Annotated in this window: 19 protein-coding genes; 6 read left to right on the forward strand and 13 right to left on the reverse strand. The window is 68.0% G+C overall.

The genetic code is table 11. The features are described from left to right. The first annotated feature begins 27 nt into the window (after positions 1-27). Positions 28-936 (forward strand): heme o synthase, encoded by a 909-nt coding sequence (gene cyoE / locus Cte04_RS13430; protein WP_066478380.1) that lies wholly within the window; start codon positions 28-30, stop codon positions 934-936. A 177-nt stretch (positions 937-1,113) separates the two neighbouring features. Here cyoE and Cte04_RS13435 read toward each other — a convergent pair whose 3' ends face one another. The 4 genes from Cte04_RS13435 to Cte04_RS13450 form a co-directional block, all read right to left on the reverse strand. Beyond that, a complete protein-coding gene (locus tag Cte04_RS13435) occupies positions 1,114-2,100 on the reverse strand; it encodes a c-type cytochrome (RefSeq protein WP_066478382.1) in 987 nt (328 codons plus the stop codon). 17 nt (positions 2,101-2,117) lie between these two features. Beyond that, positions 2,118-2,834 carry a c-type cytochrome gene (locus Cte04_RS13440; RefSeq protein WP_066478384.1) on the reverse strand — a complete coding sequence of 239 codons (717 nt, stop codon included), beginning with the start codon at positions 2,832-2,834 and terminating at the stop codon, positions 2,118-2,120. Between the two features lie 283 nt (positions 2,835-3,117). Continuing rightward, a complete protein-coding gene (locus tag Cte04_RS13445) occupies positions 3,118-4,788 on the reverse strand; it encodes an ATP-binding protein (protein ID WP_066478808.1) in 1,671 nt (556 codons plus the stop codon). Between the two features lie 11 nt (positions 4,789-4,799). After that, on the reverse strand, positions 4,800-5,474 hold the full coding sequence (locus Cte04_RS13450; RefSeq protein WP_066478798.1) for a response regulator: 675 nt from the start codon (positions 5,472-5,474) through the stop codon (positions 4,800-4,802). Between the two features lie 240 nt (positions 5,475-5,714). Here Cte04_RS13450 and Cte04_RS13455 point away from each other — a divergent pair, with 240 nt between their 5' ends. Further along, complete coding sequence (locus Cte04_RS13455; RefSeq protein ID WP_066478387.1) at positions 5,715-6,077, forward strand: DsrE family protein; 363 nt, start codon at positions 5,715-5,717, stop codon at positions 6,075-6,077. A 37-nt stretch (positions 6,078-6,114) separates the two neighbouring features. On the opposite strand, the gene Cte04_RS13460 is transcribed toward Cte04_RS13455, so the two are convergent. Next, positions 6,115-7,308: a GGDEF domain-containing protein gene (locus Cte04_RS13460; protein WP_066478389.1), complete on the reverse strand. Its 1,194-nt coding sequence runs from the start codon at positions 7,306-7,308 to the stop codon at positions 6,115-6,117. A gap of 266 nt (positions 7,309-7,574) precedes the next feature. Here Cte04_RS13460 and tsaA point away from each other — a divergent pair, with 266 nt between their 5' ends. After that, positions 7,575-8,060: a tRNA (N6-threonylcarbamoyladenosine(37)-N6)-methyltransferase TrmO gene (tsaA, locus tag Cte04_RS13465; protein ID WP_066478391.1), complete on the forward strand. Its 486-nt coding sequence runs from the start codon at positions 7,575-7,577 to the stop codon at positions 8,058-8,060. A gap of 64 nt (positions 8,061-8,124) precedes the next feature. Here tsaA and Cte04_RS13470 read toward each other — a convergent pair whose 3' ends face one another. The 3 genes from Cte04_RS13470 to Cte04_RS13480 all read right to left on the reverse strand — a co-directional run bounded on the left by Cte04_RS13470 (position 8,125) and on the right by Cte04_RS13480 (position 13,059). Continuing rightward, a complete protein-coding gene (locus Cte04_RS13470) occupies positions 8,125-10,425 on the reverse strand; it encodes an ATP-dependent DNA helicase (RefSeq protein ID WP_066478397.1) in 2,301 nt (766 codons plus the stop codon). Further along, complete coding sequence (locus Cte04_RS13475; protein ID WP_066478400.1) at positions 10,422-12,089, reverse strand: VRR-NUC domain-containing protein; 1,668 nt, start codon at positions 12,087-12,089, stop codon at positions 10,422-10,424. Before Cte04_RS13475 ends, Cte04_RS13470 begins: the two co-directional genes overlap by 4 nt. Positions 12,090-12,192: 103 nt before the next feature. Then, entirely contained in the window at positions 12,193-13,059 is an 867-nt protein-coding gene (locus tag Cte04_RS13480) for a nitroreductase family protein (protein ID WP_245633374.1), read from the reverse strand. 242 nt (positions 13,060-13,301) lie between these two features. On the opposite strand from Cte04_RS13480, the gene Cte04_RS13485 reads away from it, so the two are divergent. After that, a complete protein-coding gene (locus tag Cte04_RS13485) occupies positions 13,302-13,757 on the forward strand; it encodes a hypothetical protein (protein WP_066478409.1) in 456 nt (151 codons plus the stop codon). 31 nt (positions 13,758-13,788) lie between these two features. Here the strand turns inward: Cte04_RS13485 and Cte04_RS13490 are convergent, their stop codons facing one another. From Cte04_RS13490 to Cte04_RS13510, 5 genes are all read right to left on the reverse strand, one after another. Continuing rightward, positions 13,789-15,222 (reverse strand): efflux transporter outer membrane subunit, encoded by a 1,434-nt coding sequence (locus Cte04_RS13490; RefSeq protein WP_066478415.1) that lies wholly within the window; start codon positions 15,220-15,222, stop codon positions 13,789-13,791. After that, entirely contained in the window at positions 15,219-16,433 is a 1,215-nt protein-coding gene (locus Cte04_RS13495; RefSeq protein ID WP_066478418.1) for an HlyD family secretion protein, read from the reverse strand. The genes Cte04_RS13490 and Cte04_RS13495 overlap by 4 nt, the downstream gene beginning before the upstream one ends. 25 nt (positions 16,434-16,458) lie before the next feature. Further along, entirely contained in the window at positions 16,459-18,615 is a 2,157-nt protein-coding gene (locus Cte04_RS13500; protein ID WP_083526660.1) for an MFS transporter, read from the reverse strand. A gap of 3 nt (positions 18,616-18,618) precedes the next feature. Continuing rightward, positions 18,619-19,167, reverse strand: a complete 549-nt coding sequence (locus tag Cte04_RS13505) for a TetR/AcrR family transcriptional regulator (RefSeq protein WP_066478422.1) — start codon at positions 19,165-19,167, stop codon at positions 18,619-18,621. A 127-nt stretch (positions 19,168-19,294) separates the two neighbouring features. Continuing rightward, positions 19,295-20,209, reverse strand: coding sequence for an RluA family pseudouridine synthase (locus Cte04_RS13510; protein WP_066478426.1), 915 nt, complete (start codon positions 20,207-20,209; stop codon positions 19,295-19,297). A gap of 149 nt (positions 20,210-20,358) precedes the next feature. Between Cte04_RS13510 and Cte04_RS13515 the strand changes: the two genes are divergently transcribed. Together Cte04_RS13515 and Cte04_RS13520 are read left to right on the forward strand one after the other, a co-directional pair. Continuing rightward, positions 20,359-20,682 (forward strand): hypothetical protein, encoded by a 324-nt coding sequence (locus Cte04_RS13515; protein ID WP_066478427.1) that lies wholly within the window; start codon positions 20,359-20,361, stop codon positions 20,680-20,682. A gap of 184 nt (positions 20,683-20,866) precedes the next feature. Then, positions 20,867-23,080 carry an AsmA family protein gene (locus Cte04_RS13520; protein ID WP_066478429.1) on the forward strand — a complete coding sequence of 738 codons (2,214 nt, stop codon included), beginning with the start codon at positions 20,867-20,869 and terminating at the stop codon, positions 23,078-23,080. Positions 23,081-23,099 lie beyond the last annotated feature (19 nt).

Here is a 23,099-nt window from a genome sequence, read left to right on the forward strand (position 1 = left end):
GATCTGCGCAAGTCGTGGAGTGTTTACATGAGTAGTAGCGACGTTTTTTCCGATAGCCATACCTCGCGCTGGAGCCAGTTCTACGCGCTGACCAAGCCGCGCGTGGTGCAGCTGATCGTGTTCTGTGCCCTGATCGGCATGGTGCTGGCCGTTCCCGGCTGGCCCAGCGGCAGCCAGTGGCTGCACATGGCCCAGGCCTGCCTGGGCATCTGGCTGGTGGCCGCCGCGGCCGCGGCCTTCAACTGCCTGGTGGAGCGCCATATCGATGCGCGCATGAAGCGCACGGCCTGGCGCCCCACGGCGCGCGGCGAGCTTTCGAGCCAGCAGGCCCTGGGCTTCTCGGCCATTCTGTGCACGGCGGGCGCAGCGGTGCTGCTGGTCTGCACCAATGCGCTGACCATGTGGCTCACGCTGGCCACCTTCGTCGGCTACGCGGTGATCTACACCGTGGTGCTCAAGCCGGCCACGCCGCAGAACATCGTGATCGGCGGCGCATCGGGCGCCATGCCGCCCGTGCTGGGCTGGGCCGCGATGACCGGCGACGTCGGCCCCGAAGCGCTGATCCTGTTCCTGATCATCTTCCTGTGGACGCCTCCCCATTTCTGGGCGCTGGCGCTGTACCGCGTCGAAGACTACCGCAAGTCCGGCCTGCCCATGCTGCCCGTGACCCACGGCAGCGAATACACGCGGCTGCAGATCCTGCTGTACACGCTGGTGCTGTTCGCGGCCTGCCTGCTGCCCTTCATGTACGGCATGAGTTCCTGGCTGTATCTGGTGGCCGCCGTGGTGCTGGGCGCGGGCTTTTGCGGCTATGCGATCGCGCTGTGGCGCAATTATTCGGACGAGCTTTCGCGCCGTACCTTCCGCTTCTCGCTGATCCACCTGAGCCTGCTGTTTGCGGCCCTGCTCGTGGACCACTACATCTGGCTGGGCTGATGCCTTGCCGTCCTGCATCCAGCCCGGCCCTTGCGCCGGGCTTTTTTCATGCCAATTGCAATGCAGCCTACGGAAACCATGGCTGCCCGCGCATTCTCCATGTGTCCTTGAAGCCAGGCAGACATAAAAAAGCCAGCCCCGTGAAGGACTGGCTTTTCGGCGGCAGCCCGGCGGCGCTTAAAGGCCCTTGAGCAGCTTGCCGTTCACTTCCTTGCCGTACATGGAGTACGGACCGCCATGGAACTTCTCGGCCGTGGCCTGCACACTGCCCGTGAAACGCGGATCCTGGCCGCGCTCCTGGCTGTTGATGTAGGTGGAGACATCCCAGGCCTGCTGGTCCGTCAGCGTGGCATTGCCGTAAGGCATGTTGTTCTTGATGAAGTTGGCCGCCTTGTCGATGTCGTGCATGCCCGCGCCCCAGTTGTAGGAATCCTTGCCCCATAGCGGCGGGAATACGGCCACGCCGTCCACCTTCTGGCCCTGGCCGTCGGCGCCGTGGCACAGTGCGCACTTGGCTTCGTAAACCTGGGCCCCGCGCTCGTAGCTCGGCGTCTCGGCCGGCTCGCCGGCCTTCTTGAAGCCCGCGCCCGGCAGCTTCTCGCCCGTCGGAGCCTTCTGCGCCATCCAGTAGGCATAGGACTCCAGCGCGACCAGGATGTCATGGCCGTCGTCGGGCGCCTTGCCGTTCATCGAATACATGAAGCAGCCGCGGATGCGCTCGGCGAACGTGTCCACATGGTCGGTCTTCTTGCGGTAGGCCGGGTACAGCGGATAGGCGCCCCACATGGGGGCCGAGCCCTTGAGGCGGCCGGCATCCAGGTGGCAGTTCACGCAGTTGAGCGAGTTGCCCGAAAAACCCACGGCATTGGCCGGCGTGCGCATGAAGATGGCTTCGCCGCGGCGTATCCACTCGCCCATGGGGCCGTCGGGAATATCGCGCGCATCCGGCGGGGCGAACGCACCGCCGGGGGGCGACGTGCTGACGGACGTGGCAACGGCTGCCGCGGCAGGCGCCGGCGCTGCAGCCGCCGTGGCCGGGGCTTTTTCAGGCGTGCTCACATGCATGCCGTACCAGAGTGCACCGCCCAGACCGGCAAACAGGCTGGCCACGACGGCGTATTCGGCCAGGTTGGAGCTTTTCGAAGTGTGTTCTTGTTTCGCCATATGCAACTCCCGTGGCTTCAAGGTTTCGCCGGCGCTGCCTGGGGGGCTGCGCCGCCGTGCAGTCGCTGGTAATAGGTGGCCACGGCCTGGATGTCCTCGGCCGTGAGCTTCCTGGCCACGGCCCCCATCAGGCCCAGCGGTCCGGCGTCGCGCTGGCCCTTGTTCCAGGCGTCGACCTGCGCCTGCATGTAGTCGGCCGTCAGGTGGCCGATGGCCGGGAAATCCTGGCCCACGCCCACGCCGCCCGGGCCGTGGCACTGCGCGCAGGCCGGGATGCCGTCGGCCCAGCGGCCGCGCTCCACCAGCCAGGCGCCGTCGTCGTCCTTCTTGCCGGGCAAGGGCCCGCGCACCGGCTTGATGGAGAGCTTGAGGCTGGCGTAATAGGCCGCCACATCGGCGCGCTCCTGCTCGGACAGGGCCTTGGCCATGGGCGCCATGACGGGATTCTGGCGTGCCCCCGAGGCCAGCTGGTTGAGCTGGCGTACCAGATAGCCGGCATGCTGGCCGGCCAGCGCGGGAAAGCCGGCCTGGCCTTCGCCGTTGGCGCCGTGGCAGCTGGCGCAGGCGGCAGCGCCGCCGGCCGAGCCCGCGCGCGCGATCTTCTCGCCGGCAGCGGCCTGGCCTTGCAGCGCTGCCTTGGCATTGTCCTGTGCCCAGGCGGCGGTCGCCATCAGCATGCAAATGCCGGCGGCCACCCAGGCCCGTGGCAGGGTCTTCGTGTTCAAGCGGTTCATTGTGGGAGGAGAAAAGTGCATGCCGCCCGCTGCCAGGGAAGCGGCAAACGGCACAGAATCGACGGCCGCCCCGGGCGGAACGGCCGTATCCAAACGTATGCTGCACGATAGGCAGGCAGGATTAAGCAAGCATTAACAGGCGGGCGGCGGCCCGTGTGCGGGCCTGCATCTTGCTACATCATCAATAGCATATAGCGCTTCTCATGCCTTGTTTCCAGAAGCATTTATGCGGGAAACCGATGGCCAGCAAGCGCCAGACGCTATGAATTCCGCAAGTCCTACCTCAGCCATCATCGAGACCGCAGCCCGGGACCCGCAGATAAAGGCGCGCCACCAGGCCGGACGTGGCGGCCGGCCCGCCCTCTTGCAGCCCCGCAGGCACCGCTTCGGCCAGCCACTGGGCGCGCGTCAGCAGCTGCAGCTGGCCGCCGCTGCAGCGCGCAATGCGCTGGACGATGGCCAGCCCCAGCCCGCTGCCATGGGCCTGGTGCTGCTTGCGCCAGAAGCGCTGCACGGCCACCTCGCAGTCGGCGGCGCTCAGGCCGGCGCCCTGGTCGGCCACGGTGAATTCCGCATAGCCGCAGGGTGCGGCGGCCACACTGCCCGCCATGGCGGCGGATTGCGCCAGGCCCGGCGGCAATGCGGCCACCTGGCGCAGGCCCAGGTGCACGGGTGTGGGCAAGCCGTCGGCCCCGCAGGTATCGGCATGGCGCAAGGCGTTTTCAAGCAGATTGCGCAGCGCGGACACCAGCAGCGGCTGGGGCACGACCACCTGCAGGTCTTCCAGCCGCGCATCGTCATGCGCCTGGCCGGGCAGCCACTGCAGCCGGCGCTGCCCTGCCGCAATCGCCGTGGCCGCCAGCTCCCAGGCCTTCTCCAGCGCTTCCAGCGCCATGCCCGGCTCGGCGCCGCAGACCACGGCACCGGAGCGGGCCGCATCGCGCTCGCCGGCGTCGGGTTGGCATTCCAGCCGCGCCAGCAGCAGCAACTGCTCCATGGTGTGCTGCAGATGTTCCACCCCCTCGCCGGCCTGCAGCAAGGCGTCGCGCGCCATATTCCATTGCGGCGTTTCGGCAATCGGGATCGGCACGGGCGGCGCCTCTTCCGTGGCCGGCTGCGCCGCAGGGTCCAGCACCAGCTGCCGGCTGGCACTGGCCACCGCCATCTGCGCCACCTGCACATGGGTCTTGACGGCCGTCAGCGGCGTGCGCAGCTCATGGGCCGCATCGTCGCTCCAGCGGCGCTCGCGCTCGATGGCGCCATGCACGCGCTGCAGCATCTGGTTCACGGCCTGCACCAGCGGCGCCAGCTCCTTGACCTTCGCGCCCTGCGTGACGGGGGCATCGTCGCCGGGCGGGCGCCGCGCCAGTTCGCGGCGCAGCGCGTCCAGCGGCCGCAGCCCGCGCGTCACGGCCCACCACATCAGCGCCATGCTGGCCAGCAGCGCCAGCGCAAACGGCACGACGATGGTGTAGGCAAAGCTGCGGATCAGATGCTCGCGCACATCGATGCGGTCGGCCGTGGCAATGCGCACGCCCTGCTCCTCCAGCACATAGGCGCGCCACAGGCGCCCGCCTTTTTCCATGGTGGAAAAACCCAGCGGCAACGGCGCCTGGAAGCCCGGCCCGCCTTCGGTGCGGGCCAGAATCCGCGCAGGCCCCGGCCCCGTGGCGGCGACGGCGCGCACCTCGCTGCGCACCATGCTGACCTCGCAGGCCACGCCGTCGCGCGCCACCACGTTGAGCACCGAGCTCCAGTCCTGCGGCGCTCCATGTGCCGGGCGGAACTGGTGCACGATGCCGGCCACCATGCGGGCCGAGGCGATCAGGCGCTCGTCCAGCATATGGCGCAGATCGTGGCGCATGTCCGCGAACATCCAGGCAGCCACCGCGCCCCACAGGGTGCACAGCGCCAGGCTCAGCCCCACCACCAGGCGTACGCGCAGACTGCGCATGGCCACCGTCCTCAAGCCCCGGCCCGGGCAGCTCGCCCCAGCCGGAAGCCCACGCCGCGCACGGTTTCCACCAGGTCCGCGCCCAGCTTGCGGCGCAGATGGTGCACATGCACGTTCACGGCATTGCTCTCCACATCCTGGCTGTAGCCGTACAGGCTGTCGCACAGCTGCTCCAGGCTCAGAATGCGCCCGGGCGACTGCAGCAGCGCGCGCAGCAAGGCCCATTCGCGGCGCGACAGGTCCACGCCCATGCCGGCCCGCTGCGCCCGGCCCGCGGCCAGGTCGATGCGCACATCGCCCAGCGTGATCCAGTCCACGCTGCGGCCCGCCGCCCGGCGCAGCAGCGCATGCAGGCGCGCGGCCAGCTCGTGCAGGTCGAAAGGCTTGACCAGATAGTCGTCCGCGCCGGTCTGCAGCCCCGCAATGCGCTGCTCCACCGCATCGCGCGCCGTGAGCACCAGCACCGGCAGCTCCACGCCCTGGCGGCGCCAGCGCTCCAGCAGCTGCAGGCCGTCCTCGTCGGGCAGGCCCAGGTCCAGCACGCACACATCGAAGTGCGAGGACTTGAGCGCCGCGTCCGCCTGGGCGGCCGAGCCCACCACATCCACGCCAAAGCCCTGCAGGCACAGGCCTGCCTTGATTCCACTGGCGACCAGGGCGCTATCTTCAACTACCAGCACATGCATCGTCGTATCGTGCGGCCCCGTGCCGGCCGCTTCTTGCTCCATCCAAAGCGGTCGAGCATCGCAGATTTACCTTTTGCAACCATTAACGGACCGTTAATTCCCGATCCCCACAATCGGCAAGCCATGCGCGCCCTCTGCCCTGGCAGCCCGCAACCACTGCCGATCTGCATGCAGAATCGGCCCCAAGCTCCCGGCCGGCAAGCGCCGGCCGCTATCGCCATCAAAGCAGACCCTCCGACCATGCCCACCATGCCCGACTGGAACACGCTGTTTCCCGCCCGTCCTGCGGCGCCTCCCCTGCGCATTGCCCTGCATGCACCCACGCCCGCCAGCCTGGAGCGTGCGCAAAGCAATCTGCGCAACCTGCTGGCCAGCCAGCCCCATGCCGAAATCTGGATCGTCGCCAACGCCCAGGCCGTGCGCGCCGCCGTGCAGGCCCCCGAAGCACTGGGCGAACAGGCGCGGGCGCGCATGCTGCTGTGCCCGAATACTCTCCAGAACATGGGTCTGGCGCCCGCGCCCGGCATGCATGTGCTGCCCCAGGGCGCGGTGGAGTCACTGGTGCTCATGCAGCAGCAGGGCTGGGCGTATATCCGCTGCTGAGGGCCATGGCCGTCTATCCGCAAGCGAGGGAAGACCGTCAGGCCGGCCGGAGTTCCGGCAACGCCGGCACACCCGCCTGGCCTGAATCGGCTTCGGCCTCGCAAATGCAATTGCGGCCCTGCTTCTTGGCCTGGTAGAGGGCGCGATCGGAACGATCAAGCAGGTGGAAAAGCCCGTCGCCCTCGTTCGCATACGCAATGCCGAAACTGGCGGTGGGGTGCATTTCCCCATTCACCAGGCCCGCGGATATTGCATTGAACGAAGCCTGGACATCTTGGGCATATTTCCGCGCGGATAGGGAATTGTCCGCCATGAGGAAGACAGCAAACTCCTCGCCACCGAGCCGGCCTATGAGGGTTCTAGGGGGCGCATTTTCCTTGAGCTTGTCGGAAAATGCGCGTATTACCCTGTCGCCCGCGAGATGCCCGAAGCTGTCGTTTATCTTCTTGAAATGATCCAGGTCGCACATGACCATTGCCGCCGGCCTGTCCGAGGTTTCACCGAACAGCACGGCATCCGCACGCTTTTCGAACCCTCTGCGGTTCAGCAGGCCCGACAATGAATCGGTAAGCGCTTCCGCCTTGATTTTCTCCATGACATCGGAGGCCATGACGGCAAAAATACCCACAGCCAGCGCGACGCTGACGATGGCATCGGATACGGAGGTGAAAATCCAGTAGAAGTCCGGGTAATCCATCTCGAAAAAGGCACTGCCCAGGATGATGAGCGGCCTTGCAAGGGTCATGGCGCCGGCAATCACCACCTGTATGCCCAGGAACTGCGCCACAGGGTTTTCATCTCCGGCCTTTCTTATATGACCGAGGAACACCAGGAAAATGGCGAACAATCCCAGATTGATGACAACACCTCTTTCCTGCAACCCGCTGTCCATGGACATGAAATACTGCAGCCCGGCCATGGTCACGGTGAAAATAAAAGCCAGTAACTTGAATCTTGGCGCCTGATGGGAACGCTGCGCATAGGCAATGACCAAAAGCGCGGTGGTGATCAGTATCATGGCATTGGAGATCTGCCGCAACACCATGTCGCTGTATTTCAGCGAAACATAAAGAATGAGAAAGCACAAGGCCCGCATCAGGTATGAAAAGACCAAAATAGCAATGAATCTTGATTTTTTCTGCGTGCGCCATAGCAAATAGAATCCAGCCGCAAAAAAAGCAGACATGATGGGATTAAATATCAGAAATACTATATTCAATTCCTTGCTCATTGCTTGCCTCTTTTGAAAATCTATCGACTCAAATTTCCATTCGCCTGAAAATTAATATTAGAAATACGGACAAACCATGAAAATCTGATGATTTTTGCATTTTCACGCCGATCGTTAAATGCGAACTCCAGCTGAACCACAAAATTTTGCATTCCCCGTACTGACCGAGGACAGTTCGGCCATGGCCTTCCTGCCCACCCCCGCGGCCTTCCGGCGTCCGCGCCAGCCCATGCTATAAGTCCCGATTTCACCCCTGCAAGCCACCCATGCAGCACGAGACCATTGCCATGCGCGCCATAGGCCGTGTGCACAGCCCCTTCCGAAGCACTCTGGGCATGCCCATACAGACCGTGGCTGCCGGCCGGCATCAGGGAAAGATCGAGGTGTTCGAGACCTTTGCCCCGGGCCTGCGCGACGTGCAGGAGTTCCAGTACCTCATCGTGCTCACGCATCTGCACGAGGCGGTGGAAAAGCTGGAAGTCACTCCCTTCATGGATACGCAAAGCCACGGCGTGTTCGCCACGCGGGCGCCGGCGCGGCCCAATCGCATTGGGCTGTCCATCATCGAGCTGCTGCGCCTGGAAGGCCGCATGCTGCACTTTCGCGGCAACGACATGCTGGACGGCACGCCGGTGCTCGACATCAAGCCCTATGTGCCCCGGCTGGACGTGCGCGAGACCGGGCGCATAGGCTGGTTTGCCCAGGGCCTGCAACAGCTGCCTGGCAAGCTTTCAGACGACAGAATGCAATAGAAAAACACGCTTTTCTCTTATCGGCAAAGCGTTTCACGCTCTTTATTAAATAGCAAACCTCGTATCACTCCACCCGCCACCAGGCAGGCAGCAGCGCGCGCACCTGGGCGCGGCGAAAACGGTCGTCGATCAGGAACACCACGCCTTTGTCCTCTTCCGTGCGTATCACGCGGCCGGCCGCCTGCACGACCTTGCGCAGCCCCGGATACAGATAGGTGTAGTTGTGGCCCTTGCCCGCGCCAAAGCGCCGCGCCATGGCCTGCATCATGCGTTCGTTGACGGGGTTGACCTGCGGCAGGCCCAGCGTGGCGACAAAGGCGCCGATCAGGCGCCTGCCCGGCAGGTCCACGCCCTCGGAAAACGCGCCGCCCAGCACGGCAAAGCCAATGCCGCGGCCCTCCTGCGCAAACCGCTCCAGAAACTCCGCGCGGCCCGCATCGTCCATGGCCGAGGTCTGCAGCCAGATGGGCAGGCCCGGATGGCTGGCGCGCATGCGCTCGGCCGTGCGCTGCAGATAGTCGAAGCTGCTGAAAAAGCACAGGTAGTTGCCGGGCTGGCGCGCGTACTGCCGGGCCACCAGGTCCACGATGGGCTGCAGCGAACGCTCGCGGTCGCGCCAGCGCGTGGAGATATGGCCGGCAATGCGCACCTGCAGCTGCTCGGCCTGGAACGGTGCGGGCACATCGATCCAGCGCGTGCCTTCGGGCAGGCCCAGCATGTCCCGGTAGAAATCCGGGGGGCTCAGCGTGCCCGAGAACAGCACCGTGGCATGGGCCGCCGCATGGCGCGGAGCCAGATGCGGCGCCGGAACCACATTGCGTATGCACAGCGTGGAAGCCGGTGTGCTGCGCGCGCCGGCGCCTGCCGGTGCCAGGCTCACATCGAACAGCGCATGCGGCCCGAGCTGCTCGGCCAGCGCCATGAACTGCAGCGCCTCCAGATAGAAGTCGAGCACGGCATCGCCGGGCAGCATGGGGCGGTCGGCATTTTCCTCGGCCATCGCGCCTACGGCGCGCTGCACCGCGGCCAGCAGTCCGGCCGGAATTTCCTCATGGGCCCGGTAGGCCAGCTGCGCGGCCTGCTGCTCCCTGTTGATGGCGTTCCAGCTGCGCTGCAACCTGTCCAGCGCCTTCCGGACCGCGCCGGATGCATTCTTTCGCGCAGCGGCCAGCGCGAACTGCGACAGCTGCGCGGTGTACATGCGCCGGGCGCGCTCGGGCAGGTTGTGGGCCTCATCCACCAGCACACCCACGCGCCACTGGCCGGCCTGGGCCAGCGCATGCAGCATGGCCGAGCTGTCGTAGTAGTAGTTGTAGTCGCCCACCACCACGTCGCTCCAGCGCACCAGCTCCTGCATCAGGTAATAGGGGCAGATGCGGTGCGCCAGCGCCACCTCGCGCACGGCCGGCGCATCCGCCTGCCCGGGCTGTTGCAGGGCCTGCCGGCGCGCGGCCGGCAGGCGGTCGTAAAAGCCCTGGGCCAGCGGGCAGGATTCCCCATGGCAGGCCTTGTCCGGATGCTCGCAGCTCTTGTCGCGGGCCCGCAGGTCGAGCACGCGGATACAGGCTGCGCCCTGCCGTGCCAGGCTTGCATTGACGGCGGCCAGCGCCTGCAGGGCCAGGCCATGGCCCGTGCCCTTGGCCGTGAGAAAGAAGACCTTGTCCAGCCCCTGCCCGGGGCAGGCCTTGAGCAGGGGAAAAATCGTGCCCAGCGTCTTGCCGATGCCCGTAGGCGCCTGTGCCATCAGGCAGTTGCCACCTTCCTCGGTGCGCGTGCTGCGGTACACGGCCACGGCCAGTTCGCGCTGGCCCGCGCGAAAGCGCTCGAACGGAAAGGCCAGCTGCGCCAGCGCCGCATCGCGCGCCCGGCGGTGTTCGGCTTCGCTGCGCGCCCAGGCCAGATAGCGCTCGCACTGCTGCCCGAAGAACGCCTGCAGCTCGGCCGCGTCGAAGCGGTCTTCCAGCACGGTTTCCTGCTGCGTGCCCACATTGAAATACACAAGGGCGATGCACAGCTGCGCCAGGCCGCGTTCGCGGCACAGCAGGTGGCCGTAGACCTTGGCCTGCGCCCAGTGCAGCGCGCGGTGGTTGGCGCGCACGCCATCGAGCGCGCCGCGGTAGGTCTTGATCTCTTCGAGCCGCTGCAGCGCAGGATCGAAGCCGTCGGCACGGCCGCGCACCAGCAGGTCCTCGTGCCGGCCGGAAAGGCTGATCTCGGTTTCGTAATCCTTGCCGCGGCGGGAGGCGACGAGCTGGTGGCCCGCAATGCCTTCAAGCGCCGTGGGTGCCGGCGTGAAGCGCAGGTCCAGATCGCCGGCGCGGGCCGTGAATTCGCACAGCGCACGCACGGCTACCACCTGGCTCATGCGGCCTCCCCCAGAGACTCTGCGCGCCAGCGCACATGGCAGACGCTGGCCGGAATGCCGTGCGCGCCGCAATACTGCAGCCAGCGGATCTGGTTGTCCTGCAGCTTGTCGCCCGGCCCCTTGACCTCGACGAACGCGTAGCGCCTTTGCGCCGGCCAGAACCGCACCAGATCGGGAAAGCCCGTGCGATTGGCTTTTACATCGCGCAGCAGGCGCGTGAACAGCAGCTTCAGGTGCGCGGCGGGAATGCAGTCCAGCGCCAGCGCCAGCAACGCTTCGTCCACCGTGCCCCAGAACACGAATGGCGACTGCACGCCGTTCTTCTCTGCATGGCGCTGCAGGATTGCTTGCCGGTAGGCGCCCGTGTCCAGCAGCTCCAGGCATGCGTTGAACAGGGCCGCGCGGCGCGCGGCAAAGTCCGGCGCGCCCAGGTCGGCGGGCCCGCTCTGGAACGGGTGAAAGAACGCGCCCGGCAGCGGCGCAAAGATAGCCGGCCAGCACAGCAGGCCGAACAGCGAATTGACCAGCGCATTCTCCACATAGAACACCGGAGCCTCGGCCGTGTGCCAGTGCGCACGCAGCACATATTCCACGGCCGTGGGCACGGCAGGCGTATCCAGCTCCAGCGTGACGGTCTCCAGGGAGCCTGCCGCTTCCGGCGCGGATTTGCGCGTCGTGCCGCCCTGCCCCAGGCTGCGCCGCAATCGCGGCAGCATGCGTGCCACGCGCTGGCTTTCCTCGTCGCTCTCGGGCGCCTGCTGGGCCGCCAGCGCCAGGGCCAGAGCATCCTCGAAGCGCTGCATGCGCTCGTACACGCGCATGCGCCGGTGGCGCGCCCCCGGATAGCCGCATTGCAGATAGGCGCGCTCGGCCTGGCTCCAGTCCTGCGCCCGTTCGCAGGCCTGGCCTATGCGCAGCAGCAGCCTGGCGCGGCGCTTTTCCAGCCAGGGATTGGCGCTTTCGCAACTGGCCACGGCCTGCAGCAGGACTTCGGCATCCTCGCCTTCGTCCAGCGCCTGCCGCAAGGCGCTCAGCGCCAGATAGCAGTCGACGTCGGCCCGCGACTGGAAGGCGCGCGAATCCGCATCGAAGGCCACGCTTTCGTATCTGAAGATGCCCAGGTCGGCCAGCACGAATTCCGACCAGTCCTGATGCAGATTGCCGAAGAACATCAGCCGCAGGCGCTCGCACAGCTCGCCCACCATCACGCGCCAGACCGGCTCCCGGGCAGCCGGGTTCCACTGCGCATAGGTTCGTGGCGCCGCATGGCCGGCCTGCAAGGCTTGCAGCAGCGCACTCTTGCGCAGGCCGCCCGGCAGTCCCGCGCCGGCAAACAGCTGCAGCAGCTCGGGCTTGGTGTGCAGCGCAAACAGCTCGTCCAGCTCCATGGGCTCCTGCGTCGCCAGCCAGCCCACCTCCTGCAAGGGCGCCGCGGCTGCGGCCACGTCCGGGATTTCCTCGTAGACCAGCTTGCCGGCGCGGAACCAGGGACCGCGCCGCATCAGCATGCGCACCATCAGCGCCTGGGACAGCTGCGGCAGCGCTGCAAACTGCGCGAGAAAACACTGCTCGTCGGCAGCCAGCAGGTCGCCATGGCGTTCGCCTATCCAGTCCAGCGCCTGCCGGAAATTGTGCAGGTAGTAGTAGCGATGGGGAGCAAGCATGGGCGCGGGCAAGGCAAAGAAAATCGCAATGACTGTATTTATATACAGCCATCATAGCAAGCCGCCGTTGTGCCCGCTGCACGCCGGGTTGTTGGGCCGGGGGCTAGGAAACTCGGGGCCCCAGCTCGGCCGCAGCAAGGGACGGACCGGGAATCCACTGCGCACGCACGGCATCGAGCGCCACGGGCTTGCGCTGCGGCGGTGCCTGGGCAATGCGGCCCAGGCTGATGAAGCCGGCCAGCCATTCCGTGGATGCCAGGCCCAGCTCGGCACCCAGCACCGCATCGAAGCAGCGTTCGCCGCTGAGCACGATGCCGCCGAAGCCGAGCTGGTGGGCGGCATTCATGAAGTTGCCCAGGGCCGCGCCCGCGGCCAGCCACTGCTCGCGCAAGGGCACCTGCGTGCGCGCCCTGGGCGAGACTACAAAGCCCAGCAGAGCCGGCGAGCGCGTCGCATGCTCGCGTGCCCGTTCGATATCGCTGCGCGGCGCCAGCGGGTCGCGGCGCAGCTTTTCCTGCTCGAACAGATCGGCCAGCCGGGCGCGGTGCTCCTGCGCGAACACCAGCACGCGCCAGGGATGCAGGCTGCCATGGTCCGGCGCATGCAGGGCCGCCTCGATCATCAGGTCGATCTCGGCCGCGTCGGGGCCCGGCCCCGTCAGGCGCTTGGGCGAGACCGAGCGGCGCTGCAGCAGCGGCGCAACCACGGATCTCCGGCGTGATTCGGCAAAGCAGCGCTGCAGCGCATCGACGGCGCCGGCCAGTTCGCGCGCCCGGGCCACCAGTTCCTCGCCTGCGGCGGTGAAGTCCACATGCCCGTTGCCGGCCACGACCAGCACCTGGCCGTATTCGCGCTGCGCATGCTGCACGGCCCGGCGCAATTCGGCCTCGGTCAGGCCGCAGTCCCGGGCTGCCTGCAACCAGTCCCGCGCGCCATGCAACGCCAGCAGATAGGGAAGAAATTCCTGCATCAAACTCCACCTCCAACGGACAACGGCGAGCCGATCCAGGCGCCTCGCTATATATCGCTGAATATACTGCCTGAATCCGGGATGCAAGGGCTTGCCGCAGGAGACCCGCAGGCCCATGGCGCATGCCGCTATGGCTTGAATAGCTGCTGCCGCTTGAATACTCTTGCTTTCAGCGCGCAAACCCCATAAAAACCATGGATGCCCGGCGAAAACAGCTCATGTGCCGATAGCAGCCCACTCCCATGACACGCCCCATCCCGGAAGAAACCCTCCAGGCCTGGAACAGCGGCCGCAAGGTGCAGGCCATCGAGCTGCTGCGCGAGCAAAGCAGGCTGGGCCTGGCCGAAGCCAGGCAGCTGCTCGAATCCCCCGACGGGGCGTCGCCTTCCCTGCCCGGCGATGCACCGCCACCGCCCGGCCTGGAGCTACGCATTGCCGCCGAGCTGGCGCGGGACCGCAAGATCGAGGCGGTCAAGCTGCTGCGCGAGGCTTGCCACCTGAGCCTGGCCGAGGCCAAAAGGCGTGTCGATGCCGCCGAACAAGGCGAGGCGCTGGACCTGCGCAGCGAAGTGCCCCGCGCCCCGTCAGCCGGCCTCGTGCCGGGCGAAGTGCCGCGCGGCAGTGCCCTGGGCTGGATGGCGCTGGCGGCGGCCGCCGCCGTGGCCTACGGCGTCTGGCGTTATTTCGGACTGCCCTGAATGCCGGACGCGCGCGGCCGGGCCGCCCTGTTCATTTCGCCGCGGCCGGTGCCGCCGGCGGCGTCTGCCAGCCGCCGCCCAGGGCCTGGTACAGCGCCACGGCGTTCTGCAGCTGGGCTTCGCGCAGCTTGATGACTTCCTGCTGCACCGCATACAGATTGCGCTGGGCGTCCAGCTCCTCGAGGTAGCTCGCGTAGCCGGCCTCGTAGCGGTCCTTGGCAAAGCCCAGCGTGCGTGCCAGCACCGCCTCGCGCTGGCGCGCATGCTCCCACTGGGCCTGCAGGCGCTTGGCCGACAGCAGCGCGCCTTCCACATCGGCAAAGGCCTTGACGACCACGCCCCGGTAGGCATAAGCGGCTTGGTCGCGCTGGGCCGAGGCCGCATCGAACTGGCCCTGCAGCCGCCCGCCGTTGAACAGCGGCGCCAGAATGCTGCCGCCCACGGACCAGACCGTGGCCGGGTGGTAGTCCAGCGCATTGATGAGCAGGTTGCCCACGCTGGCGCTCAGGGTGACCTGGGGCAGGAAGGCCGCGCGCTGGGCCGCGAGGTTGCTGTCGCTGGCCGCCAGCTGCAGCCGGGCGCGCGCGATGTCGGGCCGGCGCTCCAGCAGGGCCGAAGGCATGCCGGCGGACGGCACGGCCGGCAGGGCCACGGCGTCGAAGCTGCCCTGCCCGAGGGTTTCGCGCATTAGCGCCTGGGCCGCTTCGTCGCCCGCGCCACCGACCAGCTGCAGCAGGCTCAGGCGCTGGCGTTCCAGTGCCAGCGACAGCTGCTCCACGGCCTGCTGCACGCTTTGCAGCTCGGCCAGCGCCTGGCTTTGCTGCAGCTGCGAGATATAGCCCACGCGCACCTGGTCGTCGGCCAGGCGCACCGCATCCTGGCGCGAACGCACCGTGCTTTGCGCCGCCGCCAGCTGGGCCTGCAGCGAGCGCAGCGCGATATAGGCCTGGGCCGTGGTGGCGGCCACCGCGAGGCCCACCGCATCGCGGTCGGCCTGCGTGGCCTGCAGGCGCAGGTCGGCAGCATTGCGCAGCTGGCTCAGGCGGTTCCACAGGTCGATCTCCCAGCTGGCCTGCAGCCCGGGCTGGAGGGAGCGCGTCTGCGTGAGGCCGCGCGCGCCCAGGCTGCGCCCGGCCGACAGCGGCGCCGTGGCCGACACCTGGGGCAAGGCGGCCGAGCCTGCCAGCTCCAGGTTGGCGCGCGCCTCGTCCACGCGGGCCATGGCGGCCAGCACATCGTTGTTGCGCTCGGCGGCCAGCGCCATCCAGCGGTCCAGCAGCGGATCGCCAAAGGCCTGCCACCAGGCGGCCTGCACCGCCTGCTGTCCCTGGCTGGCTGGCTCGCCCGGCCAGGCGGACGGGATGGCGGGCGCGGCCCGAGCCGGGGCTTCGGTGATGGCCGGCACGCTGCAGGCGCTCAGCACGCCGCAGGCTGCAAGGCAGGTTGCCAAGGTCTTGAGGCTCATGGCTTGGCCTTTTCCGGGTCTGGCTGCTTCTGAGCGTTTTCAGCCTCGGCCCCTTGCCGGTCCTGCGCAGCCTGCTCCTTTTTCTGCGCGGTATCGAGGCGCACGACCACCGACATGCCCGGACGCAGGCGTGCGGCCAGCGGCTGGCCTTCGTCGACGGAGATCTTCACGGGCAGACGCTGCACGACCTTGGTGAAGTTGCCCGTGGCATTGTCAGGCTTGAGCACGCTGAACTCCGAGCCCGTGGCCGGCGCGATCTCCAGCACATGCCCCCTGAGGCGCGCGCCGCCCAGCGCATCCACGCTGAAGCTCACGGCCTGGCCGATCTGCACATGGGCGGTCTGGGTCTCCTTGAAATTGGCCATCACCCAGAATGGCGGCGGCACCACGTACATGAGCTGGGTGCCGGCGGCCACGTACTGGCCCTTGCGCACCGAGACTTCGCTGACCTGGCCGCTGCTGGGCGCGTAGACCACGGTGTTGTCCAGATTGATCTGGGCCTGGCGCAGCTGGGCCTCGGCCATCTGCACCTGGGCCTTGAGCGATTCGCGGCCCACGGTGGTGGCCTTGATCTTCTCCTGGTTGATCTCGATGTCGGCCTGGGCCTTGGCCACGTTGGTGCTGGCCAGGCGCGCGGTGGCGCGCACCTTGTCGCGCTCGTTGAGCGAGACCGAGCCACGCTCGGCCAGCTCCTGCACGCGCCTGAGCTCGGCCTGGGAGCGCTCGGCCTCGGCCTGCACGGCCGCCAGGCCTGCGCGGCTGGCCGACAGCGTGGCGCGGTTCTGGGCCTGGGTCTGGTCGGCATTGGCCAGCTGGGCCCGGGCATTGGCCAGCTGGGCCTCGGCCTGGGCCAGCGATGCCTCGTAGGTACGGCGGTCGATGCGCACCAGGGGCTGGCCCGCCTGCACCTGCTCGTAGTCCCGGACCAGCACCTCGGTCACATAGCCGTTGACCTGGGGTGCCAGCACGGTGACGGCACCGCGCACATAGGCGTTGTCCGTGGAGACCACCGAGCTGTTGAACGGCCACTGGTTCCAGGCGCGCAGCACCAGCAGGATGCCGGCCAGCGCCACCACGGCCATGACCAGCACGCTGCGCCGCGAAGGCTTGATCTTCTTGGGCGTGGGCGGCAGCGTGGCCGCCGGTGCGGCAGCGGGCGCAGCGGATGCTGCGGGCGATGAGGATGGATTGTGGGTCTGGTTTTCGCTCATGGGAATCGATGGGTTCGCTGCTGCGTCATTCGGTACGGTGCGGCGGCTCGGCATCCGTGGTCTTGCCGGGCTTCTGCGGGGCGGCGGGCGGCGCGCCCTCGCCTTGCGGGGTTTCGGAACCCGGGTGCTGCCTGAGTTCGGCTTCGAGCTCGCTTTCCAGCTCCAGCACCTGCTCGTTGTCGCGCAGCGGGTCGGCGCTGTCCAGCGCCTGCTGCTCGCCGGCTTCGGCCGCCTGCATGGCCTCGCTCAGATGCCGGGCCTGGGCGCCGCCCAGCACCATGCTGCGCTGGCGTGCCGCAGCGGCCGTCCCGGCGCCAGCGGGAAGGCCTGTCTCATCCGAGGCGTCGCTGCCGCTGTCGTCGACGATCACGGTCAGCGCGCCCGGCGGCTGCGCATCCGGGCCGGCCTGGTGCTGCGCGGCCACCGAGGGCGCGCGCTGCGGCGCGCCGTCGGTGGCGGCCGCGGCCGTGCCCTGGTTGCCGCTCTGGCGCGTCATCAGGCGCACCATGGCGGCGGCGCGGCGCACGCGCACCGAGGCAGCCAGGCTCCACAGCAGGTACAGCAGCGCAATCGCGCCCGTGAGCGCAAAGACATCGTTGTAGGCCCGCACGTTGGCTTCGCGCCGCACGATCTGCGAAAGCTGCAGCGTGCCCTGGCCGGCACGCAGGGCCGGGTCCACCGTGACGCGGCCGTAGACCTGGCCCTGGATGCGCAGCCGATCGGCCACCACGGGGTCGGTCGGGTCGATCTGCGACACCAGCGCGGTCGAATACACCTGCTCGCGGTGGGTCTGGTAGGTGCTCAGCAGGGCCGAGCCCATCAACCCGCCCATGGACTGGGTCATGGAGATGGTGACGATGCAGGTCAGCATGTGGTTGGGGCCGAACTTGAGCCCCTGGATGACGCCCGTGAGCATCAGCGGCCCCATGAAGATGCCAGCCCCCATGGCCAGCAGGAACTGGCTGTAGTAGAAATCGGCGGGCCGGTCCAGGCTGGTGCGGTGGTGGTCCAGGAAGGCGGCCACGGCAAACAGCGCGATGGACGCGAGAATCTGCTTGCCCATGTGGGGCACGCCGAAGGTGAGCGCCGACAGGGCGATGCCAGCCACCGTGCCCAGCAGGATGACGCCGAACAGCGGCTGCATCTGGTCGGGCGTCATGCCCAGCGTGCGCATCAGGCCCACCATGCCGTAGGTCTGCTCGGTGGTCAGGAAGCGCAGCAGCACGGCACCGATCACGAAGCGTATGGTCGGCCCCTGCACGAACCAGCGGGTCTGCAGCATGGGATTCTTGCGGTGGTGTTCTATGTACAGGGCAGTGCACAGCAGCACGATGGAGCCGACCAGCAGCCAGGCCAGCCACGGCGTGTCCAGCCACCAGCGCGTGTAGCCCTGCACCAGCACGGCAATCAGCATGCCCAGGCCCGGCACCATGAGGAAGAAGGTGACGAAGTCCAGCTTCTCGAAGGTCTTGATATAGAGGCCCGGCGGCAGCTTGAGCACGACCACGCCCGCGAACGAAATCAGCGCCAGCCCGGCCTCGAAGATGTAGAGGTTGTGCCACTCGCTGTTGTAGAGCAGGCCCGGCGACAGCATCCAGGCCAGCGGCGTGGCGATCTGCGACAGGCCCACGCCTATCACCAGCATCTTCATCACGTATTTGCGCGGAGCCGATTGCAGCAGGTACAGCGTGCCCAGCGACGAGCAGGCCGAGGCCGTCAGCCCGCTGGCCGCACGCAGCAGCAGCAGGCTGTCGTAGCTGCCCAGCAGCAGGTGCAGCACGCACAGCAGGGCATAGGCGCCCAAGCCGATCTCGGCGAACAGGCGCATGCCGAACTGCTGGCGGAACTTGTAGACCAGCAGATTGGCCGTCATGTTGAGCATGACGTAGCTGCCGGTCAGCCAGCCGGCCTCGGCCGGCGTCAGCCCCATCTGGCCCTGGATGGTGGGCAGGTTGGCCGTGAACAGCGCATTGCCCAGGCCGCCCGTGATGGCCACCAGCACGGCGATGAGCCCATAGGCCACGCGCACCATGGGTGCGTGCACCGGCATGGAGGGCGATCCCGGCAGGCTGGGCTTCTCATGCTCCTCCCAATCGGGCGGGCGGCGCAGGTAGACCAGCGCCGGCTGGGGTGCGGGCATGGCGGCCTGCGCGGAGGCGGAAGTGTCTTGGGCCTGGCTCATGGTTCAGTCCGCCAGCCCGTGCCAGATGATCTGCAGCGCGCGCCGCGCGAGCTTCTTGCGCTGCTGCGCCGTCTCGCCGCGCAGCGAGCCGCCCAGCATGCCGAACACCAGCGACAGGTCCTGAAAGCTCAGCACCTGCCTGCACAGACCGGCCTCCACCGCGCGCTTCATGGGCCCCTGGAAGGCTTCCCACATCTGCCGGCGCGCCTGGGCGATCACCTCGTCGCCGCGCTCCACGGCGCGCCAGTAGTCCACCAGCGGCGCGGAGACAGCGATGCGGTCGGCCACCAGGGCCAGCAGCTTGAAGAAGGCCTGGTCGTCATCGCCCAGGGCCTGCGCTGCCTGGCGGGTTTTCTCCAGGGAACGCTCCAGCAGCGCCAGCATGATGGCCTTGCGGTCGGGAAACTGGCGGTACAGCGTGGCGCGGCCGACCTGCGCGCGCTCGACGATCAGGTCCAGCGGCGCCGTCACGCCATGTTCGGCAAACACGGCATCGGCCGCGTCCAGCAACTGGGCGCGGCGTTCGGCGGGAGCGGGACGCTTGGCATTCATGCGGACAATTATCGGACAAAAATGTCCGAATAAGTGTCACGTTTGCGCATTCCCTACTCGCATGAAGGGCGCCCTCCTACCGCCATGCAGACTTGCCGCAGAGGCCGTGGCGCAGCCTGGCAGGTGTTCAGCCGGGCAATGCCAGCAGGCTGCGCCGGCTCGCGAACGCGCGCGGCTGGCCGGTCAGCGGATCGTCGAAGGCCAGGCTGCGCGCCAGCAGCTGCAGAGGATTGGAGTAGTCGCCGGGCTCGGGATCGTTGACCTCGGGATAGAAGGCGTCGCCCCTGAGCGGCAGGCCCAATGCCGCCATGTGCACGCGCAACTGGTGGCGCTTGCCCGAGACCGGCTCCAGCCGATAGCGCGCCCAGCGGCCGTTGTGCTCGATGATGTCCATGCGCGTGCGGCTGTTGGGCTCGCCGGGCACCTCGTGCATGCGAAAGAAATGGCCGCTTTCCTCGAGGCGGCTCGCATGCTCGCGCGGGAACGCCAGGTCGGCGCGGTACGGGGCCACGGCCTCGTAGACCTTGTGGATGGCCCGGTCGCGGAACAGCGCCTGGTAGATGCCGCGCGTGGCGCGCTGCACCGAGAACACCACGAGCCCCGCCGTGTCGCGGTCTATGCGGTGGATGGGCGACAGCTCGGGCAGGTCCAGCATACGCTTGAGCCGCACCAGCAAGGTGTTCTGCAGATACCGGCCCGCCGGTACCACGGGCAGGAAGTGCGGCTTGTCGGCCACCAGCAGATGCTCGTCCTGGTACAGCACCTCGGCGGCAAACGGGATCTCCGGCTCGCGCTCGAGCTCGCGGTAGTAGTAATAGCGCAGCCCCGGTGTGAACGGCGTCTGCGGCGTGGCCGCCTGACCCCGCTCGCTCACCACCTCGCGGGCCTGCATGCGCCGCAGCCAGTCCGCATGCGTGACCGCGGGCAGGCGCCGGGCGAGAAAGTCGATCAGCAGCCCCTGGCCCTGGCTGGGCAGGACGACGCAGCTGGGGCTGACGCCGTCACGCAGCGGCAGTACCTTGGGATCGTGGGAGTTATGCATGGCGCGGCGATTCTAGACCGGCCGGCAGTCCGTTCCCGCTGGTGCATACTGGGCGGCGCCTTTCACTCGCCGGGCCGCTCCGGGAGGCAGCCGCAGGGCAGCGACCACCCGCGCCATGGAGCGCCATTTTTCAGCTTTCACCAGAAACCATGAGCATCGCCGTCTTCTATCTTCGCAACCGCAGCCCCGAAGGGGAGGCGCCCGTCTGGCAGCCGGAGTGCGTTTCGTACGGCGACGCCCAGATGGGCGAAGCCCTGGCGCGGTGCCAGGCGCTGCGCGGCGACCCGCGCCATGCGCATGTGGTCATCTCTTCCGAGCTGCGCGACATGGTGGGGCAGATCGGCGTGGCCGCCGTCGAGGACGGGCTTACGCCCGACGGCCAGGCCTACGAATGGAGCAAGGCCGGCCGCGCCGGCGCCAGCCGCAGGAATGCAGCGCAGCCGCCGGTGCAGCGCAAGGATATGGATGTTTGAGCCCTGGGCGGCTATGCCGCTCCCCCGGCGGGGCCGCCTACCCTGGCGCAGGCACCACCGACAATCCTGCAAGGCGGGGCCTCGTACACGCTTGTAGGACATGCCTGCGCAGAACTGACGGGCTCGCAAGGTATTCGTGCAGCCCATAGACCGCTAGCATGGGCCTTCACAGGCTGAATGACCCATGGACGATACCGCACAACAACCGGCCGCCCCGGCCACCTCTGCCGCCCCCGCCTCCTCGCACGCCAGGCCCCGGCTGTGGCTGCGCCTGCTGGCTGCCGTGCTGGGCACGCTGGTGGTGCTCGTGCTGGCCGTGGCCGCCACCATCGCGCTGATGGACTGGAACCGCTTCAAGCCCTGGGTGAACGAGAGGGTCAGCACCGCCACGGGCCGGGAATTCGCCGTCGATGGCGACCTGCAGCTGCGCTGGACCTGGCCCCAGCCGCTCGATGACGGCTGGCGCCACTGGATTCCGGGCGTGACCGTCATTGCCACCAATCTGCGCCTGGGCCAGCCGCCGGGCTGGCGGGTGCCGGAGGCACCGGAAAAGAACGGCAGCGAGCTGCCTGCCCTGCCCGCCGTGCCCCGGGAGCTCAACGCGGGCCGGTTGCCCGGCGCAGGAAAAGCGGCTTCCGTCCCACCGTCTGCAGGTGAGGCGGATGCCGACGCCATTGCCCCGGCCCAGGAACAGCCGCCCGAGCGCACGCCGGAAACCATGGCCACGGCGGCACGCGCCACGGCCAGCCTGCGGTTGTGGCCGCTCATGGCCCGCCATGTGCAGCTCGACCAGGTGGTGCTGGAAGCGCCCGACATCGTGCTGGCGCGCAAGCCTGGCGGGGACAACAACTGGACTTTCCACTCCCCCGAAAGCAGCGGCCCGCGCTGGAGCGTGGAGCTGGGCCAGCTGCGCATACGCCACGGCGTGCTGGGCTGGGCCGACGGCGTCAAGAACCTGGCCGTGCGCGCACGCGTGGACAGCCTGCGCAGGCCCGTCAGCGAGGACCATCCCTACGGCCTGCGCTTCGGCCTGGTAGGCCATATGGGCAAGGCGCAGATCCAGGCCCAGGGCCTGACCGGGCCGGTGCTGGACCTGCGCCGGGACAAGCTGCATTTCCCGCTGCGCTTGTCCGCGCGCGCCGGCAGCATCCAGGCCCAGGCCGAAGGCTTTCTGGACAATCCCAAGGCGCTGGACGGACTGGACTTCGAAGTGCGGCTGCGCGGCAACAGCATGGCCGACCTGTTCCCTCTCACCGGCCTGCTGCTGCCGCCCACCCCGCCCTTCGAAACCAGCGGCCACCTGATCGGCAGCCTGCAGCCCGGCAAGGCCGTGTGGGATTACCGCAAGTTCCAGGGCAAGGTCGGCCAGAGCGACCTGCGCGGCGATCTGCACTATGTCTCGGGCCAGCCCCGGCCCCGGCTCAGCGGCGAGCTTGCTTCCAGGCAGCTGCGGCTGGTCGACCTGGGACCCGTGATCGGCGCTGCCCCCTCAGGCAGCAGCAAGCCCAAGGCCGTCAACGGCAAGGTGTTGCCGCAGACCCGCTTCAAGACCGCCAACTGGGATGCCATGGACCTGGACCTGCGCTATGCCGGCGACCATATCCTGCGCCCCGAAGCGCTGCCGCTGCAGAATTTGAGCGTGCATGCCGTGCTCGACAACGGCAAGCTCGTGCTGTCGCCGCTCAAGTTCGGCCTGGCCCAGGGCACGCTGACCCTGGACGCCACGGTGGACAGCCATGCCAGGCCCGTCAGGGCGCAGCTCAAGGGCCAGGTCAGCGGGCTGCGGCTGTCGGCGCTGTTTCCCAAGGTCGAGGCCATGAAGAAAAGCCTGGGCAGCCTGGACGGTGCCATGTCCATGCAGGGCCGCGGCGAATCCGTGGCCCAGTGGCTGGGCTCGGGCGACGGTTCGATCCGGCTCTATGTGCGAGAAGGCACCTTCAGCCGCCAGCTGCTCGATCTGGCGGGCCTGAACCTGGGCTCCGTCATCGTGGCCAAGCTGTTCGGCACCGACAAGGAAGTGCAGCTGCGCTGCGCCGTGGCCGACTTCAATGTGCAAAACGGCCTGGCCACGCCCCGCATCGCCAAGCTGGCCACGACCGAGGCCATCGTGCAGGCGACCGGCCAGGTCAACCTGGCGAAGGAAACCCTGGATCTGCGCATCGTGCCCGAGTCGCTCAAGTGGAAGTTCTTCTCGCTGCGCACGCCGCTGTATGTGCGCGGCAGCTTTGCCCAGCCCGACGTGGGCCTGGAAGCGGGCCCGCTGCTGGCGCGCGCCGGCGCGGCCGTGGCGGCCGTGGTTGCAGCGCCCGTGGCCCTGGCCCTGGTGCCGCTGACCGTGCCGGCGGCCGAGGACGATGTGAACTGCAGGCAGCTGCTGACCCAGGTTCACGCAAAGTGAGAGCGTGCCCCTGAGCGCC

Source organism: Comamonas terrae, from assembly GCF_001544075.1.
GTDB classification, from domain to species: domain Bacteria; phylum Pseudomonadota; class Gammaproteobacteria; order Burkholderiales; family Burkholderiaceae_C; genus Comamonas; species Comamonas terrae.